Source organism: Streptomyces endophytica (genome assembly GCF_026153355.1).
GTDB classification, from domain to species: domain Bacteria; phylum Actinomycetota; class Actinomycetes; order Streptomycetales; family Streptomycetaceae; genus Streptomyces; species Streptomyces endophytica.
Genome location: NZ_CP110636.1, coordinates 4,448,111 through 4,460,480, shown reverse-complemented (window position 1 = coordinate 4,460,480; position 12,370 = coordinate 4,448,111). Strand labels below are relative to the sequence as shown.

The window sequence follows — 12,370 nt, the reverse complement described above, 5'->3', positions numbered from 1 at the left end:
CGGACCACCCGGGTGGAATCGATCCTCAGTGCACCCGACTGCCGCGTCAACCGTCCGTTACCGCGCAGTAGAGGAGGGCGCGCGGGAGAATGGAGGGTGACCAGGGCCACCCCCTCACCCGCCGCCGGATGGCTATCCTCAGGCGCATCCCCGCCCCGCGCGATAGAGGTGCGACGTGACGGTGATACTGCTCGCCCTTGGAGCGGCCTGCTGTCTGGGACTCGGCTTCGTACTCCAGCAGGCCGCCGCACAGCACGCCCCCATGAAGGACTACCTCTCCCTCCGCCTGCTGCTCGACCTCGTGCGGATGCCCCTGTGGGTCGCCGGCATCGGCCTGATGGTGGTGGGCATGGCGCTCGGCGCGGTGGCGCTGGGCATGGGCGACATCACTCTGGTGGAGCCCTTGCTGGCGACCAATCTGCTCTTCGCGATGGCACTGTCGCGGCGGCTGACCAAACAGCGTCTGGGCCGCACCGGCTGGGCCGGACTGTGGCTGCTGGCCGGCGGCGTCACCGCGTTCATCGTGGCCGGCCGGCCACGGGGCGGTCAGCGCAGCACCGATCACCTGTGGCAATGGGTGATCATGGGCCTCGTGCTGGGCATCGCCCTGACACTGGCGGCGGTCGCCAAACGGGAGCGGGTGCACGTCAGCCTGGAGGCCGCGCTGCTGGGCGTGGCGGCCGGCTTGATATACGGCCTGCAGGACGCGCTGACCCGGATCAGCGGCGAGCACTTCGGCCAGGGCGGCTGGTCGGCCCTGCTCACCAGCTGGCAGCCGTACGCGATCGTGGTCCTCGGTGTGCTGGCGCTGGTGATGGTGCAGAGCGCCTTCGAGTCCGCGCCGCTGCGGCTCTCCCTGCCCGCGCTGACCGCCGCCCAGCCGCTGGCCGGGATCCTGTGCGGAGTCGGTTTCCTCGGCGACCAGCTACGGGTCACCGCCGGCGCCCTGGCCTGGGAGGTCGCCGGAATCGCGGCCGTGGTCGCGGGCATCGTCCTGATCGGCACCCACCCGGCGATGCCACCGGGCGCGGGGCGCCCGGAGGACGTCCGCGAAATGCTGCCGCATTGACTGCCCACGTACCCGTCTGTTCCGCCGCGGGGCTTCTCGCCGTTGCGCTTTGCGGCGCCCCGTACGTACCTCGCCGTCCCGCCGCGGTTGTTGTTCGCCGTTGCGCGCTTTGCGGCGCCCCGCACGTTGTCGGCCGTCCCGCCGCAGGTGTTGTTCGCCGTTGCGCCTGCGGCGGGCTGGGTTGTGGTGGGTGCGGTGACGGGCCTCCGGGGCCGGTTGTGTGGACTGCTGACGCTTTACGTCCACACAACCGGCCCCTCCGGCCCGTCCCCTCCCGTGAGGGGGAAAGTGAAGGACGGTGGGGGTGCACGTAATGCCCACGTACGCGCGGGCAACGGATTACGCCCGCCCCCGACCAGCTGAGAAACTCCCCACCACGGGAGGGGCTGGACCGGAGGACGAAGTCTGGAGGGCCGGCACCGCACCCGACAACACCACGCCCGCCGCCAGGCGCAACGGCGAACAAGCCCGACGGCGGGAGAGACGGGTACGTGGGAGGCGCCGCCAAGCGCGCAACGGCGAGCAACCCCGACGGCGGGACAGCCAGGTACGTGGGGAGAATGCCCCCATGGCTGAGGAACCGCTCAACGTCAATGAAGTCCTCGATGTCGTCGACGAGAACGATCAGGTCGTGGGGCAGGCCCCGCGCGGCGAGAGCTATGCGCGCCGGATGCGGACCCGCTGCTCCTTCGTGCTGGTGCGGGACGCCGAGGAACGGATCTTCGTGCACCGCCGTACGCCGAACAAGCTGGTCTTCCCCGCGCACTACGACATGTTCGTGGGCGGGGTGGTCGGCGCCGGTGAGAGCTACGACCGGGCGGCGCTGCGCGAGGCGGAGGAGGAGCTGGGCGTGCGGGGGCTGCCGCAGCCGGAGCCGCTGTTCAAGTTCCTCTACGAGACGGCCGAGCACACCTGGTGGTCGGCGGTGTACCAGGTGCGCTGCACGCTGCCGGTGGTCCCGCAGGAGGCGGAGATCGACTGGTACGCGTTCCTGACCGAGGAGGAGCTGATCGCGCGGCTGGACGAGTGGCCGTGGACGCCGGACGGGGTGGCCGCGTACCGGCAGCTGCTCGCCCGGCGGGAGCGGGGGGAATGCTGATGCGGGCGGGCCGGGCGGGCGGGTTCCGGCGATGAGCCGCGGCGGTGGGCTGCGGGCGGCCGGCGAGGCGGTGCGGCTCTGGTTCGCGCCCGCGCGCCTCCGTGAGGAGGGCACGACCCCCGACTACCGGTTCTCGCTGGCCAATGAGCGGACGTTTCTGGCCTGGTTGCGGACCGGGCTGGCGCTGATCGGCGGCGGGTTCGCGGTGGACCAGTTCCTGCCCCGGCTGCACGGCACGCTGCGGGTGAGCTTCACCGTCGTGCTGCTGGTGGGCGGCGGACTGTGCGCGTTGCGGGCGGTCAACCACTGGGTGCGCTGCGAGCGGGCCATGCGGCGCGGCGAGGACCTGCCGATTTCCCGCTTCCCCAGTGCGCTGGCGCTGGCCGTCGGGCTGTTCGCGGCGGCGGTGGTCGTACTGGTGCTGCTGGGCCGGACGAACTAGGCGATGGGGAGGGAGCGCCCGGTGCCGGGCGGTGCGGGGCCCCGGCCGGCGTCGGACCGGGATCCGGGGCTGCAGCCGGAGCGGACCCGGCTGGCCTGGCGGCGCACCACGCTGTCCGCCACCGTGGTGGCGCTGCTGGCCGGCCGGCAGCTGTTGCGGAACGCCGAGCACGGGGCGGCGGTCGCGGCCGAGGCGGTGCTGACCGGCCTGGTGTGGCTCGGCTTCGTCGTCCTCGCGCACCGCAGGATGCGGGCCATGGCGAGCGGCCGCGCGCCGGGGCTGCCGCCGCGGACCGCGCTGCTGCTGATCGGCTGCACCCTCGCGCTGGCGCTGTGCGGTGCGGTGATCCTGCTCCAGGGGTGAGTCTGTCCTGAAGCCTGGGGTGATCCAGGGGGCGGGCGGCGGTTTCCCGTCCGGAGCGGTGGCGGGGGTACCGTGGCCCGGTCCCGCGGCGGCGGAGCGCGGCCGAACTTCCCGTAGGCGGGTGGACACTGACGGGGCATCGGAGCAGGAGGCTCACCCATGACGGAAGCGGCGGAGCGGACCAGGACCGGGCGGCACGTGCCGGCGGAGCCGTATCTGACCGAACTCGCGGGCGGGGTGCATGCCTTCATCCAGCCCGACGGGGGCTGGTGCCTGAACAACGCCGGGTTCCTCACCGACGGCGGGACCACCCTCCTCGTGGACACCGCCGCCACCGAGCGCCGGGCCCGGCTGCTGGGCCGGCGGATCGCGGAGAGCGGCGCCCCGGCGCCCCGATTCGTGGTCAACACCCACCACCACGGCGACCACACCTACGGCAACGGCGTCTTCACGCCCGGGGCGACCGTCATCGGGCACACCGCCTGCCGCCGGGAGCTGCTGGCCGCCGGGCACCAACTGCACGCCGTCTGGCCGGAGGTGGAGTACGGCGACATCCGGCTCACCCCGCCGACCGTGACCTACACCGACGAGCTCACCCTCCGCCTCGGCGACACCGAGGTGCGGCTGATCCATCCGGGGGTGGCGCACACGCCCGGGGACACCGTGGTCTGGCTGCCCCGGCAGCGCATCGTCTTCACCGGGGACCTGGTCTTCCACGGCGGCACCCCGTTCCTCTTCATGGGCTCGCTCACCGGCTCGCTCAAGGCGGTCGAGCTGTTGCGCTCGCTGGACGCGGTCACCGTCGTCCCCGGGCACGGCCCGGTCGCCGGCCCCGAGGTGTACGACGAAATCGAGCGCTATCTGCGGTTCGTCGGCGAGCTCGCGGAGGAGGGACGGGCGGCCGGCCGTACGCCGCTGCAGGTGGCGCAGCGGGCGGAGCTCGGCCGGTTCGCGGAGCTGGCGGAGTCGGAGCGGCTGGTGGCCAATCTGCACCGGGCGTACGACGAGCTGGCGGGCGGGGCGCCGGGTGCCCCGCTCGATCCGCTGGTCGGGTTCGGCGACATGACGGTGATGAACGGCGGGGTGCCGGTGGCCTGTCACGCCTGAGGCTGCGGCTGCGGGTGACCGGAATCCTCCCGTGCGGCGGTGCGTGACGGACGCCCCACGTACCGCCACTGGACGCCATACCGACTAGTCGGCATGATCGGGGCACGACCGATCGAGCGTCGGACCGTCCACTCCCCACGGAGGAGCACGATGAGCAAGGGCACCCCTCCCCCCACGGCCCCGGACCGGGAGGATCCCCCGGGCCTCGACCTGGCGCGGTTGCGCGCGCATCTGGACCGGGAGCGGCCCGGGCTGGCCGGCGGCCCGCTGCGGGCGGAGCTGATCGAGGGCGGGCGGTCCAACCTCACCTACCGGGTCACCGACGGCGCCGCCCGGTGGGTCGTCCGCCGGCCGCCGCTCGGCCACGTCCTGGCCACCGCGCACGACATGCGGCGCGAGCACCGGGTGATCAGCGCACTGCACCCGACGCCGGTGCCGGTGCCCGAGACGCTGCTGCTGTGCGAGGACGAGGCGGTGATCGGCGCCCCGTTCTACGTGATGGAGCTGGTCGAGGGCACGCCGTACCGCACCGCCGCCCAGCTGGCGCCGCTCGGCCCGGAGCGCACCCGCGCCGTGGTGCTGTCCCTCGTGGACACGCTGGTGGAGCTGCACGCCGTGGACCCGGAGGCGGTGGGGCTGGGCGACTTCGGCCGTCCGGACGGCTTCCTGGAGCGCCAGCTGCGGCGCTGGGGCAAGCAGCTGGCCGCCTCGAAGAACCGTGAACTGGCCGGGATCGACGAGCTGCACGAGGCGCTCGGCCGGGCGCTGCCCGCGTCCCCCGCGCCGGCCGTCGTGCACGGCGACTACCGGCTGGACAACGTCCTGGTCGGCGCCGACGACACCATCAAGGCCGTGCTGGACTGGGAGATGTCCACGCTCGGCGACCCGCTGACCGACCTCGGCCTTCTGGCGATGTACAGCTCGGACCTGGGCCTGCCCGAGTCCCCGGTGAGCACGACCAGCGGCGCCCGGGCCACCCCTCCCCCGCCGAGCTGATCGAGCGTTACGCGGCCCGCTCCGGCCGGGACACCTCGGCCATCGCCTGGTACACCGCGTTCGCCTGGTTCAAGCTCGCGGTGATCCTCGAAGGCATCCACTACCGCTTCACGCTCGGCCAGACCGTCGGCGCCGGTTTCGACCGGATCGGCGAGCTCGTGCCCGTCTTCATCGACCGCGGACTGACCACCCTCAAGGAAGGCTGAGCCCCATGGACTTCGCATTCGACGCCCGGACCGAGGAGCTGCGCGCGCGGCTGCTGGCCTTCATGGACGAGCACGTCCTCCCTGCCGAGCGGACCGCCCACGAGCAGCGGGCCGGCCTCGCCTCGCCGTGGGACACCCCGGCGGTCGTGGAGGAGCTGAAGGCGGAGGCCCGCCGGCAGGGGCTGTGGAACCTGTTCCTCCCCGACGAGGAGTACGGCGCCGGGCTGACCAACCTCCAGTACGCGCCGCTGGCCGAGATCACCGGCCGCAGCCCGCAACTGGCGCCGACGGCGCTGAACTGCGCGGCGCCGGACACCGGCAACATGGAGGTGCTGGCGCAGTTCGGCAACGAGGCGCAGAAGAAGCAGTGGCTGGAGCCGCTGCTGGCCGGCGAGATCCGGTCGGCGTTCGCGATGACCGAGCCGGACGTGGCCTCGTCGGACGCCACGAACATCACCACGCACATCGAGCGGGACGGTGACGACTACGTCATCAACGGCCGCAAGTGGTACATCTCCGGCGCGATGAACCCGCTGTGCCAGATCTTCATCGTGATGGGCAAGACCGACCCGGACGGCGCGGACCTGCGCCGCCAGCAGTCGATGGTGCTGGTGCCGCGCGACACCCCCGGGCTGGAGGTGAAGCGCGCCATGCAGGTCTACGGGTACGAGGACCACTACCACGGCGGGCACGCCGAGGTGGTGTTCCACGACGTACGGGTGCCGGCGGGCAATCTGATCGGCGAGGAGGGCGGCGGCTTCGGCATCGCCCAGGCCCGGCTCGGCCCCGGCCGGATCCACCACTGCATGCGGCTGATCGGCATGGCCGAGCGGGCCATCGAGCTGATGTGCCAACGGGCGGTGAGCCGTACCGCGTTCGGCAAGCCGCTGGCCCAGCAGGGCGTGGTCCAGGGGTGGATCGCCGACGCCCGGGTGGCGGTGGAGCAGCTGCGGCTGCTGGTGCTGAAGACCGCGTGGCTGATGGACACCGTCGGCAACAAGGGTGCCCACACCGAGATCCAGGCCATCAAGATCGCCACGCCGCGCACGGTCGTCGACATCCTCGACCAGGCCGTCCAGCTGCACGGCGCGGGCGGCGTGAGCCAGGACTTCCCGCTCGCCGAACTGTGGGCCGCGGCCCGCACCCTGCGCCTGGCCGACGGCCCGGACGAGGTCCACCAACGGTCCCTGGCCCGGCGCGAGTTGAAGCGGTACCTGTAGACGCGAGCCGACACCCGAGGACCTGAGGACACGAGGACACGAGCCGGGGCCGCACCGGTGGGGGGCGGCCCCGGCTCGGTGGGTGCCTGGCCTGGTGGAGGCCGGGCTGGTGGAGGCCCGGGCTCGTGGAGGCGGTCCCAGTAAGGGGGCGTCGAACGCATCCCGTAGGGGATGGCAGCGCCCCCTGCGGGGCCACAACGGGAGGGTGGGGAGGGGTATTCCCCGGCCCCGTCCCGTCCTACGGCCGCAGCGCCCGCAGCAGGAGGTCGGCCAAGTGGTCGGCGACCTGTTGCGGGGTGAGGGGGCCGTTCTCGCGGTACCAGGTGCCGAGGTGGTGGACGGAGCCGAAGTGGTAGTCGACGACGAGGTCGGCGGGGATGTCGGCGGCGAACACGCCGGAGCGCTGGCCCTCCTCGATCAGGGCGCGGAACCGTTCGTGGTAGCGCCGGCGTTCGGCGCGCACCTGCTTGTCCTTCTCCGGGCTGAGGTGGTGCATCGACCGGAAGAAGATCTTGGTGTCGTCGAGGTTGTCGATGGTGGTGACGACGACGTCGGCGGCGGCGTCCCGCAGCCGCTGCTCGACCGGGGCGTCGGCGCCGGCGAAGTGGTCCAGCCGCTCCTGCTGGAGCCGGAGCACCCGGCCGTAGACCTCGTGCAGCAGGTCGTCCTTGGAGCCGAAGTAGTGGTAGAGGGCGCCCTTGGTGACGCCCGCCGCGTCCACGATCTCCTGGACGGAGGTGCGGTCGTAGCCCTGTTCCGCGAAGAGCCTGGTGGCGGTGGCCAGCAGCCGCCGCGCCACCGGCTTCGTGCTGCCGTTGCCGTTGCCGGTGCCGTCCTTCGTGCCGGCCATCGCCCTCACCTGTCCTTCGTCGTACGTCATGCGCGGTGGCGCAGCTCCCGTCGGAGGATCTTGCCACTCGTGGTCTTGGGGAGCTCGGTCAGGATCTCCACCTCACGGGGATATTTGTACGCCGCGAGCCGTTCCTTGCAGTACGCGGCCAGCTCGGCGGGCGACACGTCGGACCCCGGACGCAGGCTCACGTAGGCCTTGACCGACTCGCCGCGGTAGGCGTCGGGTACCCCGACCACCGCCGCCTCGCGCACCGCCGGGTGGCCGTAGAGGACGTCCTCGACCTCGCGCGGCCACACCTTGAAGCCGGAGGCGTTGATCATGTCCTTCTTGCGGTCGACGACGTAGAGCCAGCCGTCGGTGTCCATGAAGCCGATGTCGCCGGTGCGCAGCTCGCCGTCCGGAAGGGCCTCGGCGGTGGCGTCCGGGCGGCGCCAGTAGCCGGGGACGACCTGGGGCCCGCGGACCGCGATCTCGCCCGGTTCGCCGAACGGCAGGTCCGCGCCGTGGTCGTCGATGATCCGCACCACGGTGTCCGGGCCGGGCACGCCGACCGCGAGCGTCCCGGAGGCCTTGTCCACCGGCGCCTCCCGGCCAGGCGGCACGCTGGCGCACGGCGCGGTGCACTCGGTCAGGCCGTAGCCGTTGTGGAGGTACGGGCCGAAGGCGGTGCGGAACTGCTCGACCAGGGCGGGCGGCAGCGGCGCGCCGCCGGACGACATGATCGCGAAGGACGCGAAGTGGTCGCGGGTGACGTCCGGGTGGGCCATCAGCGCCATGTAGGCGGTGGAGGGGCCGACCGTGTAGGCGGGGCGGTGTTCCAGGAAGGCGTCCAGGACGACCCCGGCCTCGAAGCGGTAGGCGAGCACGAGGGTGCCGGCGTTGGCGAAGCAGGTGGCGAGTTCGCAGACCATGCCGGTGATGTGGAACAGCGGGGCGAGCGCGAAGTACGTGGTGCCTTCGGGCAGTCCGTGGCCGGTGCGCTGGCGTTCGGCGTTGTAGGTGAGGTTGCCGTGGGTGTTGGTGGCGCCCTTGGGCGTGCCGCTGGTGCCGGAGGTGTAGCTGATCAGCGCGAGGTCGTCGGCGGCCGGCCCGGGACCGGCCGGCGGTGCGGCGGCCCGCCCGGTGCCGGCGCGGGCGACGGTCAGCAGGTCGTCGGCGCCCTCCTGCGGCCCGAGCGGCTCCCCGCGCAGCACCCGGGCGTCGTCGCGGGTCTGCAGTTCCCGCTCGGAGGTGGTCAGCGCCAGGCGTACGGAGGGCGCGGCGGCGGCGGTGGTGCGCAGGAAGCCGTCCCAGGTGCGGTCGGCGCAGATCACGGCGGTGACCTCGGCGTCGTCCAGGACGTGCCGCAGCTCGGCGGACTTGTACATGGGGTTGACCGGCACCACGACCCCGCCGGCCTTCCAGACCCCCAGCAGGGCGAGGACGAACTGCGGGGTGTTCTGCAGCATGATCGCGGCCCGGTCGCCGGGCCGGAAGCCGTGGTCGGCGAGGTGGGTGGCGATGCCGTCGGAGAGCGCGTCGGTCTCGGCGTAGGACAGCCGGCCGTCGAAGTAGGCGAGCGCGGTGCGGTCGGGGGCCTTCTGCGCGGCGGCGCGGAAGGCGTGCAGGACGGAGGGCGGCGGCTGGATCGGGGCGCGCTGGGCGTCGGTGAGCAGGGCCAGCCAGGGCTTGGCGTGGTACGAGGTCACCGGGTGCCCCCTTCGCGCTGCTCCAGCTTCTGCTGGAGGTGGTTCATCGCGGTCAGCCAGCGGTCGGGGTCGGTGGCCCGGGCGGTGTAGTAGTCGGCGACCTCCGGGTGCGGCAGGACCAGGAACCGGCCCTGCTCGATGGCGTCGAACAGCGCGTCGGCGACGGCGTCGGGCTCGACGGCGGTGGGCGTGAGCACCAGGTCCCCGGCCGCTCCGGTGGCGGCCAGCATGTCGGTGCGGACGCCCTGCGGACAGATGGCGTGCACGTCGATCCCGCGGTGCCGGTAGGTGAGCGAGAGCCATTCGGCGAAGGCGTACGCGCCGTGCTTGGTGACGCTGTACGGGGCGGCGGCGACCATGGTGAGCAGGCCGGCGGCGGAGACGGTGGAGACGAAGCGGCCGCTGCCGCGCGCCAGCCACTCCGGTACCAGCTCGCGGGCCGCCCGGACGTGCGCCATGACGTTGACGTCCCAGGCCAGCGCCCAGTCGTCCTCGGGCGCGTCCGGGCCGCCGCCGGTGCCGACGCCGGCGTTGGCGCAGAAGACGTCGATGGTGCCGCCGAGCGCCTCGCGGGCGGCCGGGACGATGCCGGACGCGTCCCCGGCGACCGCGACCGCCCCGATCTCCGCGGCGGTCTGCTTGGCCTTGGCCTCGTCCAGGTCGTTGACCACGACCCGGGCGCCCTCGGCGGCGAACCGGCGGGCCAGGGCCGCGCCGATCCCCCGCCCGCCCCGGTCACGACGACGGCCTTGTCCCGTACGGCTTCCACTGCGGTGTCTCCCTCGGTCGCGCGGATCGACTGACAGGCAGACTAACCAGTCGGTATGTGGGAGCGGAAGAGTCGGTTTCCGGTCGGCCCGTCCCGTTCCCGGACGGCGCCCGGCGCGTTAGCGTGCGCACCGCACGTACCGGTTGGCTTTCCCGATCACGGAGGTGTGCGGATGGCTCTGTCGAGGCGCGTTCTGCTGGGACATCTGGCGGCGACCGGCGCGGCCGGTACGGCCCTGACCGCGGCCGCGGCGCCGGCGCGGGCGGCGGCGTCCGGCCCGGGCCGGGGCGGACGGCGGGTGCGGACCGGTTTCGCGCGGCTGGCCGCGGAAGGCTACCGCCTCCTGGCGGGCGAGAAGGTCGGCGTCATCACCAACCCCACCGGTGTCACGACCGAGCTGCGGCACATCGTGGACGTGCTGCACGCCGACCCACGAGTGCGGCTGACCGCGGTCTTCGGGCCCGAGCACGGCTTCCGGGGCACCGCGCAGGCCGGCGGGTCCGAGGGCCGCTACGACGATCCGGCCACCGGGCTGCCGGTCTACGACACGTACGGCAAGAGCGGCCGGGAACTCGCGGACATCTTCACCGCCTCCGGTGTCGACACCGTCGTCTTCGACATCCAGGACGTCGGCGCCCGCTTCTACACCTACATCTGGACGCTCTACGATTGCATGGTGGCGGCCGTCCTCGCGGGCAAGCGCTTCGTGGTGCTGGACCGGCCCAACCCGGTCACCGGCCGCTTCGCCTCCGGCCCGGTGCTGGACAAGGCGTACGCCTCGTTCGTCGGCCGCGAGCCGATCGCGCAGGCGCACGGCCTGACGGCGGCCGAACTGGCCCTGCTCTTCAACGGCGAGTTCGTCCCGGAGGTGGCCGGCCGGCCGGTGGAGCTGGCGACCGTGCGGATGAGCGGCTGGCACCGCGGCGACTTCTACGACGCGACGGGCCTGCCCTGGGTCCCCCGAGCCCCAACATGCCCACCCCGGACACCGCGCTGGTCTACGCGGGCACCTGCCTCTTCGAGGGCACCAACCTCTCCGAGGGGCGCGGCACCACCCGCCCCTTCGAACTCCTCGGCGCCGACGGCATCGACCGGCGCTGGGCGGCGGCCGCCACCGAACTCGGCCTGCCCGGCGTGCACTTCAGGGAGGCGTACTTCGCGCCCACCTTCTCGAAGTTCCAGGGCAAGACCATCGGCGGGGTGCAGCTGCACGTGCACGACCGGGCCGCCTTCGACCCGGTGCGCACCGGCATCGGCCTGCTGGTCACCGCGAAACGGGTCTGGGGCGGCTTCGCCTGGCGGCCGGACCACGGCATCGACCGGCTGACCGGTTCGGCGGCCGTGCGCACGATGATCGACGCGGGCGCGGGCCCGGACGAGATCGTCGCCGCCTGGCAGGCCGGCCTGGCGAAGTTCCGTGCGGTGCGTGCCCGTTACCTCCGCTATCCGCCGGCGTAGTCGCCGACGAGTTCCGCGCCGGCGGTGCGGTCGCCGCGCGCGACGATCTCGCCGCCGACCCAGGCGTCCAGCCCGCGGTCGGCGAGCGTGGCGAGGGTCGTGGTGACGGACTCCGGCGGGACGACGGCGATCATGCCGACGCCCATGTTCAGGGTCCGCTCCAGTTCCCGGCGCTCGACCGCGCCGGCCGTGCCGACCAGGCCGAAGACCGGGCCCGGTGTCCAGGTCGCGCGGTCGACGGTGGCGTGCAGCCCGTCCGGGATGACCCGGGCGAGGTTGCCCGCCAGTCCACCGCCGGTGATGTGCGCGAAGGCGTGTACCTCGGTCGCGCGGGTCAGGGCCAGGCAGGCGGCGGCGTAGATCCTGGTGGGCTCCAGCAGTTCCTCGCCCAGGGTGCGGCCCAGTTCGGCGAGGTGCTGGTCCAGGCGCATTCCGGCCCGGTCGAGGAGGACGTGGCGCACCAGGGAGTACCCGTTGGCGTGCAGGCCCGACGAGGCCATCGCGATCACCGCGTCGCCGGCGCGGATGCGCTCCGCGCCCAGCAGCCGGTCCGCCTCGACGACGCCCGTGCCGGCGCCGGCGAGGTCGAACTCGTCCGCGCCGAGCAGGCCCGGGTGTTCGGCGGTCTCGCCGCCGATCAGCGCGCAGCCGGCCAGCACGCAGCCCTCGGCGATGCCCTTGACGATCGCGGCGACCCGCTCGGGGTGGACCTTGCCGACGCAGAGGTAGTCGGTCATGAAGAGCGGTTCGGCGCCGCAGACGACGATGTCGTCCATGACCATCGCGACGAGGTCGTGGCCGATGGTGTGGTGGACGCCCAGGGCGCGGGCGATGTCGACCTTGGTGCCGACGCCGTCGGTGGCCGAGGCCAGCAGCGGGCGGGCGTAACCCTTCAGCGCCGAGGCGTCGAAGAGGCCGGCGAACCCGCCGAGGCCGCCGACGACCTCGGGGCGGGCGGTCTTCCTCACCCACTCCTTCATCAGCTCGACGGCGCGGTCGCCGGCGTCGATGTCGACGCCCGCGGACGCATAGCTGGCTCCGGTGCGGGGGCTCACGGGCGGCCGCCTTTCGGGGGGTTGGGGCAGATGGTGGGGCGCGGC

9 protein-coding genes and 3 pseudogenes are annotated in these 12,370 nt (G+C 73.2%); 8 read left to right on the top strand and 4 right to left on the bottom strand.

The features are described 5' to 3' along the window. The first annotated feature begins 175 nt into the window (after positions 1 to 175). The 7 genes and pseudogenes from OJ254_RS19920 (at position 176) to OJ254_RS19890 (ending at position 6,502) form a co-directional block, all read left to right on the top strand. Positions 176 to 1,069 carry a DMT family transporter gene (locus OJ254_RS19920; protein ID WP_265363413.1) on the top strand — a complete coding sequence of 298 codons (894 nt, stop codon included), beginning with the start codon at positions 176 to 178 and terminating at the stop codon, positions 1,067 to 1,069. 568 nt (positions 1,070 to 1,637) lie between these two features. Beyond that, complete coding sequence (locus OJ254_RS19915) at positions 1,638 to 2,168, top strand: NUDIX hydrolase (protein ID WP_265363412.1); 531 nt, start codon at positions 1,638 to 1,640, stop codon at positions 2,166 to 2,168. Positions 2,169 to 2,199: 31 nt separating this feature from the next. After that, complete coding sequence (locus OJ254_RS19910; RefSeq protein ID WP_265363411.1) at positions 2,200 to 2,610, top strand: YidH family protein; 411 nt, start codon at positions 2,200 to 2,202, stop codon at positions 2,608 to 2,610. 3 nt (positions 2,611 to 2,613) lie between these two features. Further along, a complete protein-coding gene (locus OJ254_RS19905) occupies positions 2,614 to 2,973 on the top strand; it encodes a DUF202 domain-containing protein (RefSeq protein WP_265363410.1) in 360 nt (119 codons plus the stop codon). Positions 2,974 to 3,132: 159 nt separating this feature from the next. Further along, positions 3,133 to 4,080 (top strand): MBL fold metallo-hydrolase, encoded by a 948-nt coding sequence (locus OJ254_RS19900; RefSeq protein WP_265363409.1) that lies wholly within the window; start codon positions 3,133 to 3,135, stop codon positions 4,078 to 4,080. Positions 4,081 to 4,230: 150 nt separating this feature from the next. Further along, positions 4,231 to 5,282: pseudogene (locus OJ254_RS19895) on the top strand (phosphotransferase family protein). Between the two features lie 5 nt (positions 5,283 to 5,287). Next, positions 5,288 to 6,502: an acyl-CoA dehydrogenase family protein gene (locus tag OJ254_RS19890; protein WP_265363408.1), complete on the top strand. Its 1,215-nt coding sequence runs from the start codon at positions 5,288 to 5,290 to the stop codon at positions 6,500 to 6,502. Positions 6,503 to 6,740: 238 nt separating this feature from the next. Here OJ254_RS19890 and OJ254_RS19885 read toward each other — a convergent pair whose 3' ends face one another. From OJ254_RS19885 to OJ254_RS19875, 3 genes and pseudogenes are all read right to left on the bottom strand, one after another. Continuing rightward, a complete protein-coding gene (locus OJ254_RS19885) occupies positions 6,741 to 7,352 on the bottom strand; it encodes a TetR/AcrR family transcriptional regulator (protein ID WP_265363407.1) in 612 nt (203 codons plus the stop codon). 26 nt (positions 7,353 to 7,378) lie between these two features. Then, complete coding sequence (locus OJ254_RS19880) at positions 7,379 to 9,043, bottom strand: AMP-binding protein (RefSeq protein ID WP_265363406.1); 1,665 nt, start codon at positions 9,041 to 9,043, stop codon at positions 7,379 to 7,381. Next, positions 9,040 to 9,812, bottom strand: a pseudogene (locus tag OJ254_RS19875) (SDR family oxidoreductase). Before OJ254_RS19875 ends, OJ254_RS19880 begins: the two are co-directional and overlap by 4 nt. Before the next feature lie 172 nt (positions 9,813 to 9,984). On the opposite strand from OJ254_RS19875, the pseudogene OJ254_RS19870 reads away from it, so the two are divergent. After that, positions 9,985 to 11,270: pseudogene (locus tag OJ254_RS19870) on the top strand (exo-beta-N-acetylmuramidase NamZ family protein). Here OJ254_RS19870 and purM read toward each other — a convergent pair. Then, positions 11,255 to 12,325: a phosphoribosylformylglycinamidine cyclo-ligase gene (gene purM / locus OJ254_RS19865; protein WP_265363405.1), complete on the bottom strand. Its 1,071-nt coding sequence runs from the start codon at positions 12,323 to 12,325 to the stop codon at positions 11,255 to 11,257. The pseudogene OJ254_RS19870 and the gene purM sit on opposite strands and share 16 nt — an antisense overlap. Positions 12,326 to 12,370: the final 45 nt, after the last annotated feature.

Excerpts from the sequence above, each read along its gene's own strand:
- OJ254_RS19915 (WP_265363412.1), top strand. The coding sequence starts at position 1,638 with ATGGCTGAGGAACCGCTCAACGTCAATGAAGTCCTCGATGTCGTCGAC.
- OJ254_RS19910 (WP_265363411.1), top strand. The coding sequence starts at position 2,200 with ATGAGCCGCGGCGGTGGGCTGCGGGCGGCCGGCGAGGCGGTGCGGCTC.
- OJ254_RS19905 (WP_265363410.1), top strand. The coding sequence starts at position 2,614 with ATGGGGAGGGAGCGCCCGGTGCCGGGCGGTGCGGGGCCCCGGCCGGCG.
- OJ254_RS19900 (WP_265363409.1), top strand. The coding sequence starts at position 3,133 with ATGACGGAAGCGGCGGAGCGGACCAGGACCGGGCGGCACGTGCCGGCG.
- OJ254_RS19890 (WP_265363408.1), top strand. The coding sequence starts at position 5,288 with ATGGACTTCGCATTCGACGCCCGGACCGAGGAGCTGCGCGCGCGGCTG.
- OJ254_RS19885 (WP_265363407.1), bottom strand. The coding sequence starts at position 7,352 with ATGGCCGGCACGAAGGACGGCACCGGCAACGGCAACGGCAGCACGAAG.